This window comes from Pseudomonas sp. MYb118 (genome assembly GCF_040947875.1).
GTDB lineage: Bacteria > Pseudomonadota > Gammaproteobacteria > Pseudomonadales > Pseudomonadaceae > Aquipseudomonas.
In genome coordinates, this window is the sequence record NZ_JBFRXN010000002.1 from 2,434,582 (window position 1) to 2,451,672 (window position 17,091).

Annotated in this window: 13 protein-coding genes; 6 read left to right on the forward strand and 7 right to left on the reverse strand. The window is 63.7% G+C overall.

Features of this window, described 5'->3' with window-relative positions; all coding sequences use genetic code 11:
• The first annotated feature begins 4 nt into the window (after positions 1–4).
• The 3 genes from ABVN20_RS16945 to ABVN20_RS16955 all read left to right on the forward strand — a co-directional run bounded on the left by ABVN20_RS16945 (position 5) and on the right by ABVN20_RS16955 (position 2,485).
• Entirely contained in the window at positions 5–619 is a 615-nt protein-coding gene (locus ABVN20_RS16945) for a DUF4136 domain-containing protein (RefSeq protein WP_368556860.1), read from the forward strand.
• 56 nt (positions 620–675) lie between these two features.
• Positions 676–1,233 (forward strand): DUF4136 domain-containing protein, encoded by a 558-nt coding sequence (locus tag ABVN20_RS16950; RefSeq protein WP_368556862.1) that lies wholly within the window; start codon positions 676–678, stop codon positions 1,231–1,233.
• A gap of 469 nt (positions 1,234–1,702) precedes the next feature.
• Positions 1,703–2,485 (forward strand): response regulator transcription factor, encoded by a 783-nt coding sequence (locus ABVN20_RS16955; protein WP_368556863.1) that lies wholly within the window; start codon positions 1,703–1,705, stop codon positions 2,483–2,485.
• A 125-nt stretch (positions 2,486–2,610) separates the two neighbouring features.
• Here ABVN20_RS16955 and ABVN20_RS16960 read toward each other — a convergent pair whose 3' ends face one another.
• From ABVN20_RS16960 to ABVN20_RS16975, 4 genes are all read right to left on the reverse strand, one after another.
• On the reverse strand, positions 2,611–4,281 hold the full coding sequence (locus ABVN20_RS16960) for a ShlB/FhaC/HecB family hemolysin secretion/activation protein (protein ID WP_368556864.1): 1,671 nt from the start codon (positions 4,279–4,281) through the stop codon (positions 2,611–2,613).
• A gap of 88 nt (positions 4,282–4,369) precedes the next feature.
• Entirely contained in the window at positions 4,370–5,815 is a 1,446-nt protein-coding gene (locus tag ABVN20_RS16965; protein WP_368556865.1) for a collagen-like triple helix repeat-containing protein, read from the reverse strand.
• Positions 5,816–6,043: 228 nt separating this feature from the next.
• Entirely contained in the window at positions 6,044–6,898 is an 855-nt protein-coding gene (locus ABVN20_RS16970) for a MaoC family dehydratase (protein WP_368556866.1), read from the reverse strand.
• Between the two features lie 2 nt (positions 6,899–6,900).
• The gene (locus tag ABVN20_RS16975; protein ID WP_368556867.1) at positions 6,901–8,253 is read right to left on the reverse strand and encodes a 3-oxoacyl-ACP reductase; all 1,353 of its coding nucleotides are present in this window, start codon (positions 8,251–8,253) and stop codon (positions 6,901–6,903) included.
• Between the two features lie 183 nt (positions 8,254–8,436).
• On the opposite strand from ABVN20_RS16975, the gene ABVN20_RS16980 reads away from it, so the two are divergent.
• Together ABVN20_RS16980 and ABVN20_RS16985 are read left to right on the forward strand one after the other, a co-directional pair.
• A complete protein-coding gene (locus ABVN20_RS16980) occupies positions 8,437–9,714 on the forward strand; it encodes an acetyl-CoA C-acetyltransferase (RefSeq protein ID WP_368556868.1) in 1,278 nt (425 codons plus the stop codon).
• A 195-nt stretch (positions 9,715–9,909) separates the two neighbouring features.
• Positions 9,910–10,701, forward strand: coding sequence for a helix-turn-helix transcriptional regulator (locus tag ABVN20_RS16985; protein WP_368556869.1), 792 nt, complete (start codon positions 9,910–9,912; stop codon positions 10,699–10,701).
• 87 nt (positions 10,702–10,788) lie between these two features.
• Here the strand turns inward: ABVN20_RS16985 and ABVN20_RS16990 are convergent, their stop codons facing one another.
• A complete protein-coding gene (locus tag ABVN20_RS16990; RefSeq protein WP_368556870.1) occupies positions 10,789–12,735 on the reverse strand; it encodes a methyl-accepting chemotaxis protein in 1,947 nt (648 codons plus the stop codon).
• Between the two features lie 445 nt (positions 12,736–13,180).
• On the opposite strand from ABVN20_RS16990, the gene ABVN20_RS16995 reads away from it, so the two are divergent.
• Positions 13,181–14,074 (forward strand): PA4780 family RIO1-like protein kinase, encoded by an 894-nt coding sequence (locus ABVN20_RS16995; protein WP_368556871.1) that lies wholly within the window; start codon positions 13,181–13,183, stop codon positions 14,072–14,074.
• A gap of 168 nt (positions 14,075–14,242) precedes the next feature.
• On the opposite strand, the gene cueR is transcribed toward ABVN20_RS16995, so the two are convergent.
• On the reverse strand, positions 14,243–14,641 hold the full coding sequence (gene cueR / locus ABVN20_RS17000) for a Cu(I)-responsive transcriptional regulator (RefSeq protein WP_368556872.1): 399 nt from the start codon (positions 14,639–14,641) through the stop codon (positions 14,243–14,245).
• Entirely contained in the window at positions 14,638–17,031 is a 2,394-nt protein-coding gene (locus tag ABVN20_RS17005; RefSeq protein WP_368556873.1) for a heavy metal translocating P-type ATPase, read from the reverse strand. Before ABVN20_RS17005 ends, cueR begins: the two co-directional genes overlap by 4 nt.
• Positions 17,032–17,091 lie beyond the last annotated feature (60 nt).

The following is a 17,091-nucleotide window of genomic DNA, read 5'->3' on the forward strand; positions in this document are numbered from 1 at the left end:
CGAAATGAAAAGTCGTTCAGGGTTACTGGTCATCTGCCTGGGCCTGGCCGCCTGCCAGGGCAGCAATCCGTATGTGGCCAGTTCCAGGCCGCTGCCGCCGGCGCCACCGCAAGCGGCCACGACCTTCGACCGCAGCGCCTATCCGGCAGCGCCTCGTGATTACGGGCGCTACCGCAGTTGGGCGTGGCTCAATGGAACCTTGCCGCCCGGCACGGCCTGGGCGGACTCGGCGCAAGTCGCCGAAGCCGTCAGCAACGCGCTGGATCAACGCGGCTTGCGCCCTCTGCATGACAATCGCCCGGCCGACCTGTTCGTCAGTGCCAACCTGCACCTGGAAACCCGCTTGCGTCAGTACCAGGACGACTACGGTTATTACGGTGGCGGGTATGGCAGCTACAACCGCTATGGCAGTGGCTACGGCATGTACAACACGGTGCCGATCGTGCGCACTTATTCGGAGCAGGTCGTGGTGGTACAGGTCGACCTCTTCGATGCGCAAAGCGGCCAGCCGGTCTGGAGTGCCAGTGCCGAAACCAGCAGCAAGAGCAGCCAGAGCGCGCAAGCCGATGCCATCCGTGAGGCTGTGGAAAAGGCCATGTCGGCGTATCCTCCCAGTTAGCTTCTACAATAATAAGAAGCGTTCCGCAGGTTCATGTCTTCAACTGGAGAATCATCATGTTCCGCCGTCTTGCTTTACTGGTCGTGGCCGCACTGCTGAGTGCCTGCGCCGCCAATCAGGTCAACCATGACTTCGACGCCAGCCGCGATTTTGCCGCCTATCGCAGTTGGAGCTGGAAAGAGCCCGCCCTGCAATATCGCCCCGATGACCCTCGGATCAAGAGCGACCTGACCGAACAGCGCATTCGCCAGGCGGTGACGGATCAGCTCGACCAGCGCGGCCTGCGTCCGGCGGCGGCTGGCAGCAAGGGCGATGTGCAAGTGCAGACCTACCTGATCGTCGAGGACCGCCAGCAGCAGGTGACCACCAACTATGGCGGTGCCTGGGGCAACCCTTGGAATGGTTACTGGGGCGGCCCGATGTACAACGAAACCCGCAACATCACCTACAAGGTGGCGACCATCCAGATCGACCTGCTCGATGGCAAGGACGGCAAGCTGGTGTGGCGCGGCAGTGACGAACAGATCCTCAGCCGCACACCGAACCCGTCGGATCGCAGCACGGCGATTCACGATACGGTGAAAAACATCCTGGCCAACTACCCACCGCGCTAGCCCGTAAATCGGCTTCTGTAGGAGCGAGCTTGCTCGCGATGGCGGTGTATCAGTCACGGCAACATCGACTGACACTACGCAATCGCGAGCAAGCTCGCTCCTACAGAGGGGCCATTTTGAAAGTAATGACAGCCTGATCTGTGCGACGGACGGTTCTACTCACATCGCAGCGCTTATCGAGTGTCAGATTTGGCTGATGCTCACTGGCCACTACCCACGTCAAAAGTCTGGCTGTATACCGTTCAAGGGCTTACGTGCCCTGTGGGAAATATCTGACCTCAAGCGTCAAACAAGCCACTTTCCGCGCAATTTCTGCTGACACCTTTTTCGCACGCTCAGATGGATCCAATTGTCGAAGGACGTATGACAGGGGCAGGAACTGCGTCTACTTTCACAATAGGGTTTGTTGTACAGCCAGCGAGTGGTGGTACAGGAGTGGTCAGTCAATTGACCCGGAAAGGAGCCGAAATTGAACAAGTCTGTATCCCCGGTAAAGGTCCTGGTAGTCGATGATCAGCCAATGATCGTCGAGATGGTGTGCGAGTTTCTCGAGGGCAGCGGGTATCGCTGCGTGCCTTGCGAGTCCAGTCACGAGGCTGTCGAGCGCTTCACCGAGGATGCAGAGGTTGGCCTGGTGCTCTGTGATCTGCACATGCCCGGTCTGGATGGCATCGAGTTGGTGCAAGAGCTGCAGCGGCGTTCCGGCAAACACCGGGCTTTCGAGGCAATCATGCTCACGGGACGCGCGGAAAAGCAGGATGTGATCAAGGCCCTGCGGGTGGGCATTGCCGATTACTACCAGAAGCCGATCAACCTGGGAGAAATGCTCGAAGGGGTTCAGCGTCGGGAAGTGGCCCTGCGCGAGCGGCAGAAAAACGTGCAACTGGGGAAGTTGAGCCAGAAGCTGCAATACCTTTCCGCGTCGATCAATGACCTGTACCAGGACCTGGACCAGATCCGCCACAGTTCGCCCATGTCGGAGCCGAGCGAGGGCACGGCGGATAATGCGGCAGAGGAAGACGTGCCGGCGATCTTCCATCAGTTGTCGCCCAGGCAACTGGATGTGGCGCGGCTGGTGGGCAAGGGACAGACCAATTACCAGATCGCCTGTGAGCTGGGCATCACCGAAAACACGGTCAAATTGTATGTGTCGCAGGTGCTGCGCCTGACGCACATGCACAACCGCACGCAACTGGCGCTGGCGTTATCACCGAACGTGTCAGCGGTGCGCCAGAAAGACACCACCCACTGAAACCCGTACCTGTAGGAGCGAGCTTGCTCGCGATGGCGGTTTATCAATCACGGCATCATCGACTGACACTACGCAATCGCGAGCAATCGAGCGTCGACCGGCTGCTCCTACAGGAACAGAAAAGCTCACAACTGATAGCTGAAGCTGATGCTGTACCTCGCCCGGCGATTGAACGTATCCAGCGCTTTTTCCGACATCGGTTTGGCCGCCTCCAGCGCGATGTTGTAGTACTTCGCGTCGCCGAATCGCACACCCAGCGCCGCCGAGGACAGGTCGTTGCCCTTGACCGGCAGCTCGTTGAACCAGGTCCGGGCGCGGTCCAGCACGCCGTACGGTTGCACAATCCTGACCCACTTGCCGTCGCGGTTGAAGCTGTAGTTCAACTCATAGGCCACGCCCCACCCCTTGTCGCCCGAGGCCTGGTCATCGGGGTAGCCGCGTCCGAAATTCTGCCCGCCGAACACCGCCCGCTCACTCTCGGGCAGGGTGTCATCACTCCAGTACAGGGCGGCGGATACCACGCCCTGCCAGTTATCGAAAAACTTGTCGCTTTGCACCCCTGACAAGCGTGCGCGGAAGAAGTCGAGGTCGAGGTCGGTGTTGTTGGTTTTTGCACCCATGCCGTCGATGCCCTGATACAGCCCGCCGCTGAGAATCCGCAGTTGCGTCTGATCGGCCTTGCGCCAGTCGCTTTCCACGGCCACGGCGCGGATGTCGCTGTGTTCCTCCACGCTGAGCGGGAAACCGACCACCTGGTAACGCGTCTTGTCGTTGACGGCATACAGCCGTGCCCCGGCGCTGAACAGCTGGTTGGGGCCGGCGATCAGTGGATGACTGAAACCGATGGAGTAGCGGTCGTTTTCCCGATGCGGCTTGAGTTGCAGGCCATTGTCCAGTTGCACAGTAGTGCTCGGGTCGGCGCGATAGCGCGAGGCGGACAACGCCAGTTGCGTGCCTTCGGCATTGAGGAACTGGTTGTAGTCCAGGCGATAGTAATGCTCGTCGTCATCGCCCGGCGGGAACAGTCCGCTGAGGCTCAGTTGTTCGCCCATGGTGGTCTGCGAGTTGCTGCTGACACCCAGCAGCGCCTGGGTGCCGTTGCGGTTGTCCTCGGTGGCGTTCAGGCTGCTGGTGAACGCTTTGCGGCTGGCCTGGACCCTGAGGTCGGCGGCGCCATCGGTGGTGCCCGGTGGCGGCACCTGTGCCTGCAAGGTCACGCCGGGAATGCGGGTCATCAGTGTGGTGTAGCGCTCGAAGGTCTTGCGCGTCAGCGGCCGCTCTGCCTGGAGCTTGGCCACCAGTTTATCCAGCAGGCCTTTGACCCGTCCGACATCGCCCTGCAGTTGGTAGTCCTTGATGTAGCCCTCCACCAGCACCACGCGCGCCACGCCATTTTCGAAGGTCTGCTGGGGCAGGAAAGCGTAGGACAGCAGGTAACCATCCTGCTGGTAGCGACGGGTGATGCTGCGGGTGGCCTCGATCAGATCGGCGACACTGCTGTCACGGCCCAGCAGCGGTTGGTAAAGGGTGGCCAACTCGTTGAGCGGATAGATCGTCCCGCCTTCGATCTGCACGGTCTTGATATGCACCTTGGTGCCCATCAGCAACGGCTGGGCCTGGGCCGCGCCGGGCTCCGGCACTTGCAAGGGGGCTGCGGTTGGCCGGTAGGCGTCGGCCGGCAGGTTGGGCACGGGCAGGTTGCGGATGGTGTCGTTGCTGTTGAGGAAGCTGGGGAGAGGGTCTGCGAGGGCGCAGGAACTGACGGTGAGCAGTAGCAATGACGCCATGACGCGCATAAGACATTCCCTGTTCGAGTCTCTGCCTGGGGTTCATGTCCGGCAAACAGCGGCGCAAGGCTCGCAGGGAGCCTTGCGCCGGGTGACGCTAGCGTTGTTTGCCGCCCAGGGTTCCGAGCAGGCCGCCGCCCGTACCGGTGCCGTTGACCAGGCCGCCGGCCGCGGTGACGGTATTGCCAAGCGAGGTCACGGTGTTGCCCAGTGTCGTGGTGACCGGGTTGGCGTTGCTGGCGGCAATGGCTCCGCCGAGGTTCGCAACCGCGCCGCCTGCCTGGCTGGTCAGGCCGGCGACTGGAGCGCCGAGCCCGGTGGCCGCGCCGACATTCTGGGTGACGCCGCTCACCCCGCTGACCACGGGATTGACCACGGTGCCCAAGCCATTGCCGACTCTGGCCAGTGCTGCGGTCGGTGCGGTATTGGCCACACCCGAGCCGCCCAGCGCGCTGCCGACGCTGGCGACCAGATTACCGCCGGCCACCGCGTTGTTGCCGGCTGAGGTGACCACTGCATTGCTCCCGGTCAGGCCCTGGCCGACATTGACCACTGCGCCGCCGACGGTTTCGAGCAAGCCGGTGCCTCCGGTTCCCGTGCCATTGGACACCAGCCCACCGGCCTTGCCGACTGCCGTGCCGGTGTTGCTCAGAGCGCCGCCGAGGGTGTTGGTCACAGGGTTGCCGTTGCCCGCCGCCGTGACGTTGCTGCCAACGCCATCAACGGTGTCGCCGACTTTCTTGATCACGCCCTTGAGCGGGTCACCGAGGCCCGTGGCGCTGCCGACCTGATTGGTGGTGCTCTCGACCATGGCAATCACTGGCACCAAATTGTTGCCGACGGTCTGGGTGACCGAGCCCAGCGGGCCGCTCGTGGTGGCCGTGCTCAGGGTATCGCCCAGCATGGTGACGCGCTGGCCGACGCCATCGACCACCGGTGCAACTCGGGTCACTACGCCGCCTACCACAGGAATGCTGGTGGTGGCGGTGTCGAGTTTGCCGCTGAGGTCGGAAACGCCATTGCCGACATCCTGCACCACACCGCCCACCGCCGAGGCCGTGACGCCGAGGCCATTGGGGTTGGTGCCCAGTTGGCCGACGCCGTTGGCGACGCCATCACCCAATGTGCTGACCACGTTGCCAGCGGTATTGGCGACGCTTTGCACCACGCCGCCGGCCACGGGAACCGAACTCAACGAGTCGCCGATCTGGCCCACGCCATCACCCACGCCGCCGACGGTGGTGCCGACATCCTGGACCAGCGTGGTGGTCACCAAGGGTGTTGCAGTGGGAGGGGTTGTCCCGCCGCCACCGCCATTGTCGCCGCCGCCGCCACCACCGCCACCGGCAGTACCATCACCACCACCCGCGCCGCCACCCGAACCATCGCCGCCGCCACCGGCTCCTGCTCCCGCTGAATTGTCAGGTGAACTGCTGCCGGAACTGCTGTGATGGCCGCCACCGCCACTGCTGCAACCACCGAGGCCGAGAGACAGGATGAGGGCCAGAGCTGTTGCCGATTTGCACCACGCCGAGTTTTTCATGGGGAGATTCCTTGCACTTTTCACAACGTCTTTTGTTATTGCAGGCTCGCCGTTTCACGTGGCGGCGCTGCCTTTGTCCGTCGTTTACATGAAAGTCCCAAGGGCTCTGGTCCGCCATTCTCCAATTGGTATTAACACCTTTTTGGCGCTGCAGAACGGCGCGCGCGCATGATCGCTCCCACGCGGAAGGTTCGACGCCTCGACGTGGGAGTGATCAGTCACCCGGCATCAGGCGATCGGCTGCCAACGCCCCACCATGTGTTCAAGGTCCCCGGCCCCCAGCAGCTGAAAATCGCCACTGGAACCGGCCGCACTGGCCAGCAGGAACACCTCGCCGGGCAGCCTCACCGGTTTGCGAAACTGCACGGTGATCTCGATGTTCGCCGTGGGCAGATGTTCGGCCAGCGCGGCGAGGGTGCGGGCCTTGAGCCACAGCCCGTGGGCGATGGCGGTGGGAAAGCCGAACAGCTTGGCGCTGGCGGCGCTCAGGTGGATCGGGTTGTAGTCGCCGGACACTTTGGCGTATTGCCGGCCAATGTCTGCCGGGGCTTTCCAGCGGGTGACCTCGGTTTGCACCAGTGAAGCCTGGAAGGTGTCATCGGTCGGCTCGCCTTCGAGTTTCACCCCGCGACAGAGCATGCGGCTTTGCGCTTCCCATAACGGCCCGAGTTGATCGTCGAGTGTCGTTATCAGGTCGAAGGTCGCACCCTTGGCATGGGGTTGCAGGTTCTCCACCTGCACGCCGACCCGCACGCGACTCACGCCACCCATGGGGCGAAAAACCCTGATGCGGTTGCCGAGATGGATCAGCCCCAGCAGCGGAAACGGAAAGTCTTTCGCCGTGAGCAACTGCATCTGCAGGGCAAACGCGAGGATGTGAGGATACGTCGGCGGCAGCAGGCCGCTGTCGGCAAAACCACAGACCGAACGGTAAGCGGCCAGGCGCTTGCCATCGACATCGACCCAGCAGCGCAAGCCGGTGTCGGGCAGTGTGGTGCCGGTGATCTTGCGCCGCGTCGCCGCCCGGGCAAACAACCCCGGCAGAGCGGGTTCGCGGTCGAGCGTGTGCCAGTCGGTATTCATCATCAAGCCCCCAGGACGCTTTGCCCGCACACCCGCAGCGCCTGCCCGGTGAACGCGCCGGTGCCCGGCTGCGCCAGCCACGCCACCGCTTCGGCGACATCCTGCGGAAAGCCGCCCTGGCCCAGCGAACTCATGCGCCGGCCCGCTTCGCGCAAGCCAAACGGAATGTGTGCGGTCATCTGCGTTTCGATAAAGCCGGGGGCCACGGCGTTGATGCTGATCCCGCGCTCACTGAGCAACGGCGCCCAGGCATTGGCCAGGCCGATCAAGCCGGCCTTGCTCGCCGCATAGTTGGTTTGCCCGCGATTGCCGGCGATGCCGCTGATGGACGCCAGCAACACCACACGGCCGTTGTCGCGCAGGGTGCCGCTGTCGAGCAGGGCCTGGGTCAGCACTTGCGGGGCATTGAGGTTGACCGCGAGCACCGCGTCCCAGAATTCCGGGGTCATGTTGGCCAGGGTCTTATCCCGAGTGATGCCGGCGTTGTGCACCACGATATCGACGCCGTCCGGCAAGTGCTCGACCAACTGCGTGGCGGCATCCTCGGCGCAGATGTCCAGAGTGATACCGCGCCCGCCCAGGCGCGCGGCCAGGGCTTCGAGGTCAGCCTTGGCCGATGGTACGTCGAGCAGAATGACCTCGGCACCGTCGCGGGCCAGGGTTTCGGCGATCGACGCACCGATGCCCCGCGCCGCGCCGGTGACCAGCGCCTTGCGTCCGGCCAGCGGGCGCGTCCAGTCGGTGACGGGGGTGTCGCAAGCATTCAGGCGGATCACCTGCCCGGACACGAAAGCGCTCTTGGGCGAGAGGAAAAACCGCAGCGGTCCTTCCAGTTGATCCTCGGCGCCTTCGCCAACCTGGATCAGTTGCAGGGTGCCGCCGTTGCGCAGTTCCTTGGCCAATGACCGGCTGAAGCCTTCGAGGGCACGTTGCGCGCTAGCGGCGAACGGATCGCGCAGGTCCTGCGGCGGCCGCCCGAGGATGACCAGGTGTGCGCTGTTATCGAGGTTTTTCATCAGCGGCTGGAAGAACTCGCGCAACTGCTTGAGCTGGTCGGTGTGCAAAAGATCCGTGGCGTCGAACACCACGGCCTTGAGTTTCGGGCCGAGGCCGGGAATCCAGGCGGTGGCCAGTGACGGCTCGGTGCCGTAGCTGTAGATCGCATCGGTCAGGCGATTGGCGAAGGCACCGACCTTTTGCGCCAGTGGCCCGCCGCCGAGCAGCAGCGCCCCTTCGACCGGCCGCAGCCGGCCGGCTTGCCAACGCTCCAGCCGCACCGGCGCCGGCAGCCCCAGGGCCCCGACCAGGCGATGGCCGATGGATGAATTGGCGAAGTCGATATAGCGGTCAGACATGGAACGCGCTCCGGTAGCTGGGGTTCAAAGTGTGGACCACGAATGGCAATCAGTCGTTCGATCAGCGAGATAAGGCCTACGCTTGAACAGGTTAGGCAGGTTTGCCCCCAGGGTTTACGGGGCATGGGTGGCCGATCCAGGGGGATTCGGTTCTATATCCAGATATTTCATGGGGAGCATGACATGACTCAGTTGCGCCGCGTCGCGATCATCGGCGGTAACCGCATTCCATTCGCCCGCTCCAATGGGCCGTACGCCACCGCGAGTAACCAGGCGATGCTCACCGCTGCGCTCGAGGGCCTGATCGAGCGTTTCAACCTGCACGGCCAGCGCATCGGTGAAGTGGCGGCGGGTGCGGTGCTCAAGCATTCGCGCGACTTCAACCTGACCCGCGAATGCGTGCTCGGCTCGCGACTGTCGCCGACCACTCCGGCCTACGACATTCAGCAGGCGTGTGGCACCGGCCTGGAGGCTGCGTTGCTGGTGGCCAACAAGATCGCCCTGGGCCAGATCGAGTGCGGCATTGCCGGCGGCGTCGACACCACGTCGGACGCGCCTATCGGCATCAACGAAGGGCTGCGCCGGATTCTGCTGCAAGCCAATCGTGCCAAGACCACCGGCGACAAGCTCAAGACCTTCCTGCAACTGCGCCCCGGCCATCTGATCCCCGAGTTTCCGCGCAACGGCGAGCCGCGTACCGGTTTGTCCATGGGCGATCACTGCGAATTGATGGCGCAAACCTGGAACATCCCGCGCGCCGAACAGGATCAACTGGCGCTGGAGAGTCACCAGAAAATGGCTGCGGCCTATGCCGAAGGCTGGCACAACGACCTGATGACGCCGTTCCTCGGCCTCACCCGCGACAACAACCTGCGTCCGGACCTGACCCTGGAAAAACTCGCCTCGCTCAAACCCGCTTTCGAGAAAAGCGCCAGGGGCACCCTCACGGCGGGCAACTCGACGCCCCTGACCGACGGCGCGTCACTGGTGCTGTTGGGCAGCGAGGAGTGGGCCAGGGAGCGCGGTTTGCCGATCCTCGCCTACCTGCGCGATGGCGAGGCCGGCGCGGTGGATTTCGTCAACGGCGCCGAAGGCTTGCTGATGGCCCCGGTGTACGCGGTGCCTCGTTTGCTGGCGCGCAATGGCCTGACCTTGCAGGACTTCGACTACTACGAAATCCACGAAGCTTTCGCCGCCCAGGTGCTCTGCACCTTGAAGGCCTGGGAAGATGCCGAGTACTGCCAGACCCGCCTGGGCCTGGACGCACCGCTGGGTTCCATCGACCGCAGCCGGCTCAACGTCAAGGGCAGCTCGCTGGCCGCCGGGCATCCCTTCGCTGCCACCGGCGGGCGGATCGTGGCCAACCTGGCGAAACTGCTCGATGCGGCCGGGCAGGGCAGGGGGTTGATTTCGATCTGCGCGGCAGGCGGGCAGGGGGTGACGGCGATTATCGAGCGTTAGCCGTCCATCAACTGGAAACTGGAACCCCTGTGGGAGCGAGCCTGCTCGCGATAGCAGTGTGTCAGGTGAGACCGCTATCGCGAGCAGGCTCGCTCCCACAGGGTTCGGTTTCAGCAGAGGATAGTGGTGTTGAATAGATAGGGCGCTTGCCCTACTGTCCCACGCACCACCCACCCAGCAACACAAGGCCCGCAAATGCCGTCCAACGGACAACTTTCCCTCGAGCGCAGCATCCCGGTCCTGGGCGCCTTGCCGCGTCCGCTCTACGCCAGAGTCGAAAGCCTCAACGCCGGCTCCTGGACGCCCTCACATCGCCACGACTGGGTGCAGTTTTCCTATGCGATCAGCGGCGTACTCGGCGTGCACACCGCTGAAGGCAGTTTCTTCGCGCCGCCGCAGTGGGGCATCTGGATTCCAGCGGACTTCGAGCATCAGGTCGTGACCTCGATGCGCGCCGAGATGCGCAGCCTGTATGTGCGCCGCGAAGATTGCCTATGGGCCGAAGACCGTTGCCGGGTGCTGGAGGTGACGCCGCTGGCGCGGGAACTGATCAAGAGCTTTTGCCAGTTGCCGGTGGAGTATCCACAGGGCGACAGTCCGCAGGCGCGGTTGGTGAGTGTGTTGCTGGATCAGCTGGCGAGTCTGCCGGAGGTCGGCTTTTCCTTGCCGTTGCCGCGTCATGAACGCTTGCTGGGGCTGTGCAACGAACTGATCGAAAACCCCGAGCACACTGTGACGTTGCAAGAATGGGCGCTGCGCCTGGGGACGTCGGAAAAGACTTTGATGCGCCTGTTCCAGCGCGAAACCGGCTTGAGCTTTCGCGGCTGGCGCCAGCGCATGCGGCTGCTGTCGTCGCTGAGCCTGCTGGAGGAGGGGGCGAGTGTGACCGATACCGCGTTGGCTTGTGGGTATGACTCGACGTCGGCGTTTATTGCGGCGTTCAAGGGGTTGTTCGGGTTTACCCCAGGAGAGTTGTTCCGGCAGTGATGCCCCATCGCGAGCAGGCTCGCTCCCACAGTGGATTTGTGTACTGTGGGAGCGAGCCTGCTCGCGATAAGGTCACCCCGGTTCAGATCAGGTCTTGAACCTGCGCACCAACCCATCCAGCTCACTGGACAGCCCCGCCAGGCTCTGGGAATCCAGTCGCGCCGAGTTCGCCAGTTCCGCCACCAGCTGCGCATCGCCGTGAATCTGGCTGATGTGGCGGTTGATGTCTTCGGCCACCTGGTGCTGCTCTTCCGCCGCGGTGGCGATCTGGGTGTTCATGTCGCGGATGACGTCCACCGACTCACGAATCTGCCCGAAGCTGCTGCGTGCCTCGGCGATGCGGGTCACCGACTGCTGCGACACTTCCAGGCTCGCGTGCATCTGCTGGGTCACTTCGCTGGTGCGCCGGGCCAGGTTGCCGAGCAGACCGTCGATTTCCGCCGTGGAGTCGGCGGTGCGCTTGGCCAGTGCCCGCACTTCATCGGCTACCACCGCAAAGCCGCGCCCCTGCTCACCCGCACGGGCCGCTTCGATGGCGGCGTTGAGGGCCAGCAGGTTGGTCTGTTCGGCGATCGAACGGATGGTCCCGAGGATCGACTGGATGTCGTTGCTGTCGCGCTCCAGTTGTTGCATCGACTGCGCCGACTGTTCGATTTCCTGGCTCAGGCGATCGACGCTGTTCACGGCCGCATCAATCTGCTGCTGGCCTTCATGGGCCTGGCGCTGGCCGCTGTCGGCCGACTCGGCGGCCTGGCTGCAGGAGCGCGCGACTTCGTTGGCGGTGGCGACCATTTCGTGGAACGCGGTGGACACCATGTCCACCGCTTCGCGCTGGCGACCGGCCGCTTCGGCCATGTCGTGGGACACCTGGGTGGAGCTCTTGGAGGTGTCGAGGATTTTGCTCGCCGCGCCACCAATGCTCTGGATCAGGTTGCGGATCGCCGCCAGGAACTGGTTGAACCAGTTGGCCAGTTGCGCAGTTTCATCGCGACCGCGGATTTGCAGGCTCTGGGTCAGGTCACCTTCGCCCTGGGCGATGCCTTCCAGGCCGCTGGCCACGCCACGGATCGGCCGCACGATGAGGCTGGCGAAGCTGGCGCCGACCACGGCGAAGACCACGGCCAGTACGGCGGCGATGATGGCGATCAACCAGGTCAGTTGGGTCGCCGAGCTCATCACTTCGCTTTGCTTGATCAGGCCGATGAAGGTCCAGCCCAGTTGCTCCGATGGCCAGACGTTGGCCATGTAGCGCTCGCCGTTGAGTTCGACTTCCACCAGGCCCTTGCCGGCCTTGGCCAGTTGCGCGTAACCGTCGCCGAGGCTGCCCAGCGCCTTGAAGTTATGCTCCGGCTGCTTGGGGTCCACCAGCACGGTGCCGTTGTTTTCCAGCAGCATCAGGTAGCCTGTTTCACCCAGCTTGATCTGCTTGACGATCTCGGTGAGCTGCTTGAGCGATACGTCGATGTTGACCACGCCACCCTGGGCGCCCAGCTGGTTGGCCACGGCGCGCACGGTACTGACCAGTACCGCGTCATCACCGGCCCAGTAATAGGCTTCGGTGCGCACGGTCTTGCCGGGGTTGGCCATTGCCGTCTTGTACCACGGGCGAACGCGCGGGTCGTAGTTCGCCATTTTCGGGTCGCCAGGCCAGAACGCGTAACCGCCGTTGCTCAAGCCGTAGGACACGTAGGAGTACGCCGGATGACTGGCGGCCAGGGCGGCGAACAGATCAAACAGTTTGGTGTCGATTTCCGTGAAGGGGATTTGCGCAGCGTCAGCGCTCATGTGGCTTTTCACGCTGGCGTCAGCCGCCTTGACCAGCGGCTGGTTGGCCAGGTACTCGACGTTCTGGGTGATGCCGTCGAAAAACAGCTGCATGGCGTTGCTGACCTGACGAATCTCGCGGCCGCTGCCGTCGACGAAATCGTCCTTGGCATCGCTGCGCAGGTTCATGACCACGAGGGTGGCGACCAGCACCACGGGCAAGCAGGCGATGATTGCAAACGCCCACGTCAACTTCTGTTTGATGTTCATCCGCGCTCCATATTTTCTTGTAACCCACGTAGTGCAGAGGACCCGCGGAATTATTGGCAGCCGTAACGATTGTGTCAGTCCCGATCCTGGGAGGTTTCGACGTCTTCTTCTGTGGAAGGGATCGTCGGACAATTCACTTTGTTACTGAGGGCTTCGGCTGCCCGGGAGGGAAATTGAGGGCTGTTGAAAAAAATCCTACGAAAGGCGCTGATCAGTATGTCGGGCTCTGTCGTCAATGCCCGCGAATGCCTTCTCCATCAATGAGGGTGGGCTCGGCTATGATCCTTGGCGGTCGAGGAAACTCGACGCCATTGGCCGGTTTTTTCGGCACATTGTGTGCATCTGCACAGTTCACAGGTCGGCAACCCCTCCCGCCAATGAGTGGATTGCCGTATAACGAATGACTCACGCGTGTTTGGTAATAAAGGACCCAGAATAAAAGCTGATGAAGACTCCAAAACGCATTGAACCCCTGATCGAGGACGGTCTGGTCGACGAGGTGCTGCGCCCACTCATGAGTGGTAAAGAAGCAGCTGTGTATGTGGTGCGCTGCGGCAATCAGGTGCGTTGCGCGAAGGTCTACAAGGAGGCGAACAAACGCAGTTTCCGCCAGGCGGCCGAGTATCAGGAAGGCCGCAAGGTCCGCAACAGTCGGCAGGCCCGGGCCATGGCCAAGGGCTCCAAGTTCGGTCGCAAGGAGGCCGAAGACGCCTGGCAGAACGCCGAAGTGGCGGCGTTGTTCCGCCTGGCCAATGCCGGTGTGCGGGTGCCCAAGCCGTATGACTTCCTCGAAGGCGTGCTGCTGATGGAGCTGGTGGCCGACGAGTACGGCGATGCGGCCCCGCGCCTGAACGACGTGGTGCTGGAGCCGGAACAGGCGCGCGAGTATCACGCGTTCCTCATTTCGCAGATCGTGCTGATGTTGTGTACCGGTCTGGTGCACGGTGACTTGTCCGAGTTCAACGTGCTGCTGACGCCCAACGGCCCGGTCATCATCGACCTGCCGCAGGCGGTGGACGCGGCGGGTAACAACCACGCCTTCAGCATGCTGGAGCGGGACGTGGGCAACATGGCGTCCTACTTCGGACGGTTTGCCCCGGAGCTGAAAAACACCCGCTACGCCAAGGAAATGTGGGCGTTGTACGAAGCCGGCACCTTGCAGCCCAACAGCGTCCTGACCGGCGAATTCGCCGATACCGAGGAACTGGCCGATGTCGGTGGGGTGATGCGCGAGATCGAAGCGGCGCGCCGCGACGAAGAGCGCAAACAGGCCGCCCGTGCGGCGGATGATGCGCCACCGAACAAGGGCGAAGAGCCGCCACCGCCTTGGTTGCAGTGAGGCGTTGAATCAAAAAACCGGCTTCGGCCGGTTTTTTGTGGGCATGGTTTTGGTGGGGTGGTGTTTTTCAGGGCCTCATCGCGGGCAAGCCCGCTCCCACAGGGATCACGCTGCACCTGTAGGAGCGGGCTTGCCCGCGATGGCGGCCTCCCAGGCAATGAACAATCTTCAGGCACAACACCCCGAAGCCAGATTCTTCAGGATCGGGCAGTCCGGCCGGTGATCGCCCTGACAATGTTCCACCAGGTCCTGCAAGGTATCGCGCAACTGCCCCAGTTCGCGGATCTTCTGCTCCAGCTCCTCGATGTGCTGGCGCGCCAATGCTTTCACATCGGCACTGGCGCGCTGGCGGTCCTGCCACAGGGCCAATAGCTTGCCGACCTCTTCCAGGGAAAACCCCAGGTCCCGCGAGCGCTTGATGAACGCCAGGGTGTGCAAGTCGTCATCGCCATAAACGCGGTAGCCGCTGTCGGTGCGATGGGCCGCCTTGAGCAGCCCGATGGACTCGTAGTAACGAATCATCTTCGCGCTCAGGCCGCTCTGCCGGGCTGCTTGGCCGATGTTCATCGGTTGTCCTCCAGGTCCTTGGGTTTCCAGGTTTTCAACAGTAACGCATTGCTCACTACGCTGACGCTCGACAACGCCATCGCCGCCCCGGCCAGCACCGGGTTGAGAAAGCCCAGCGCCGCCAGCGGAATGCCGATGAGGTTGTAGACGAAAGCCCAGAACAGGTTCTGGCGGATCTTCGCGTAGGTCTTGCGGCTGATTTCCAGGGCGGCCGGCACCAGGCGCGGGTCGCCGCGCATCAGGGTGATCCCGGCGGCATGCATGGCGACGTCGGTGCCGCCGCCCATGGCGATACCGATGTCGGCGGCGGCCAGGGCGGGAGCATCGTTGATGCCGTCGCCGACCATCGCCACCACCGCGGATTTTTTCAGCGCCGCGACAGTGGCGGCTTTATCGGCGGGCAGGACCTCGGCGTGGACATCGGCGATGCCGAGCGCCTCGGCTACCACCTTGGCGCTGCCGCGATTGTCGCCGGTCAGCAGGTGGCTGCTGATCTGCTGACTGCCCAGTTGTTGCACCGTTTGCAACGCACCGGGCTTGAGGGTGTCGCCGAACGCGAACAGGCCCAGCACCTGCGGTTGTGGTGTGAGTGCGATGAGCCAGGACAGGGTGCGGCCTTCGGTTTCCCAGGCGCTGGCGCGATCAGCCAAGTCGCCGGCAGCCAGCCCGCTTTCTTCCAGCAGGCGCCGATTGCCCAGCGCCAGGCGCCGGCCGTCGAGGGTGCCGGCGATGCCGCGGCCGGTCAGCGATTGGCTGTCGCTGACGTCCGCCACGTTCAGGCCGCGTTCGGCGCAGGCGTCCAGTACGGCCTTGGCCAGCGGGTGTTCACTGCCCCGTTGCAAGGCGCCGGCCATCTGCAGCAGGCGGCCTTCGTCCCCGTCGACGGCGCTCAAGTGGGCGATGCGTGGCGCGCCCGACGTCAGCGTGCCGGTCTTGTCGAACACCACCGCGCTGACTTCATGGGCGCGCTCCAGCGCTTCGGCGTCCTTGATCAGAATCCCGTGACGCGCCGCCACGCCGGTGCCCGCCATGATCGCGGTCGGTGTGGCCAGGCCGAGGGCGCAGGGGCAGGCGATCACCAGTACCGCGACGGCATTGATCAGCGCGGTCTCCATCGGCGCGCCATACAGCCACCAGCCGATCAGGGTGGCCAAGGCAATCAGCAGGACCGTCGGCACGAACACTTGGCTGACTTTATCCACCAGCTTCTGGATCGGTGCTTTCGCCGCCTGGGCGTCCTCGACCAGGCGGATGATGCGCGCCAGCACGGTTTCCGCGCCCAGGGCCTGGGTGCGCACCAGCAAGCGGCCTTCGCCATTGATCGCGCCACCGGTGACCTTGTCGCCCGGTTGTTTGGGCACCGGCAGGCTCTCGCCGCTGATCAGCGCTTCGTCGGCGTGGCTCTGGCCTTCGACCACTTCACCGTCCACCGGAAAACGCTCGCCGGGTTTGACCAGCACCAGGTCATCGAGGCGCAAGGCGCTGATGGCGACGTCCTGCTCGCGGCCGTCGATCACCTGGGTCGCGCGTTCCGGGCGCAACGCTTCCAGGGCGCGAATGGCGCTGGCGGTCTGGCGTTTGGCGCGGCTTTCCAGGTATTTGCCCAGCAGCACCAGCGCGATCACCACCGCCGACGCTTCGAAATACAGATGCGGCATGCCCCCGTCGGCGGTGGCCCATTCGTAGAGGCTCAAGCCGTAGCCGGCGCTGGTGCCGAGAGCGACCAGCAGGTCCATGTTGCCGGCCCCGGCGCGCACGGCTTTCCACGCCGCCACATAAAAGCGCGCACCGAAAATGAATTGCACCGGGGTGGCCAGGGCAAACTGCGCCCAAGCTGGCAGCATCCAGTGCACACCGAAAGGTTGCAGCAGCATCGGCAGCACCAGCGGCAAGGCGAGGGCGATGGCCAGGATCAGCGCCCAGCGCTCACGGTGCAGGCGCTGCTGTTGCGTGTCGAGCTGCGGGTGTTCGGCCTGCCAGACGCTGGCGCTGTAGCCGGCCTTGCTCACGGCGTCGATGAGCGTTTGTGGAGTGATCTGCCCGAGCAATTCGAGGTGAGCGCGCTCGTTGGCCAGGTTGACGCTGACGCTTTTCACCCCCGGCACTTTGCTCAGCGCCCGTTCGACCCGCCCGACGCAGGAGGCGCAAGTCATGCCGTCGATGCTCAGTTCCAGGCTGTGTTGCGGCACGCTGTAGCCGGCTTGCGCGACCGCCGCCATCAACGCTGGCAGGCTGTCGCTGGGGGCCTGGACCCGCGCCTGTTCGGTGGCCAGGTTGACACTGACGGCCGAGGCGCCGATGACTTTGCTCAAGGCACGCTCGACACGCCCGGCGCAACTGGCGCAGGTCATGCCGGCAATCGGCAGATCGAAAGTAGTGGATTCGGACATCGGTCGCGCTCCCTGTAGAAGATGCCTACAGGATCAACCTTGCCATGCGGGCAAGGTCAA

Bases quoted from the DNA above. Each gene is read 5' to 3' on its own strand.
- ABVN20_RS16945 (WP_368556860.1), top strand. From the start codon at position 5: ATGAAAAGTCGTTCAGGGTTACTGGTCATCTGCCTGGGCCTGGCCGCC.
- ABVN20_RS16950 (WP_368556862.1), top strand. From the start codon at position 676: ATGTTCCGCCGTCTTGCTTTACTGGTCGTGGCCGCACTGCTGAGTGCC.
- ABVN20_RS16960 (WP_368556864.1), bottom strand. From the start codon at position 4,281: ATGCGCGTCATGGCGTCATTGCTACTGCTCACCGTCAGTTCCTGCGCC.
- ABVN20_RS16965 (WP_368556865.1), bottom strand. From the start codon at position 5,815: ATGAAAAACTCGGCGTGGTGCAAATCGGCAACAGCTCTGGCCCTCATC.
- ABVN20_RS16970 (WP_368556866.1), bottom strand. From the start codon at position 6,898: ATGAATACCGACTGGCACACGCTCGACCGCGAACCCGCTCTGCCGGGG.
- ABVN20_RS16975 (WP_368556867.1), bottom strand. From the start codon at position 8,253: ATGTCTGACCGCTATATCGACTTCGCCAATTCATCCATCGGCCATCGC.
- ABVN20_RS16980 (WP_368556868.1), top strand. From the start codon at position 8,437: ATGACTCAGTTGCGCCGCGTCGCGATCATCGGCGGTAACCGCATTCCA.
- ABVN20_RS16985 (WP_368556869.1), top strand. From the start codon at position 9,910: ATGCCGTCCAACGGACAACTTTCCCTCGAGCGCAGCATCCCGGTCCTG.
- ABVN20_RS16990 (WP_368556870.1), bottom strand. From the start codon at position 12,735: ATGAACATCAAACAGAAGTTGACGTGGGCGTTTGCAATCATCGCCTGC.
- ABVN20_RS16995 (WP_368556871.1), top strand. From the start codon at position 13,181: ATGAAGACTCCAAAACGCATTGAACCCCTGATCGAGGACGGTCTGGTC.
- cueR (WP_368556872.1), bottom strand. From the start codon at position 14,641: ATGAACATCGGCCAAGCAGCCCGGCAGAGCGGCCTGAGCGCGAAGATG.
- ABVN20_RS17005 (WP_368556873.1), bottom strand. From the start codon at position 17,031: ATGTCCGAATCCACTACTTTCGATCTGCCGATTGCCGGCATGACCTGC.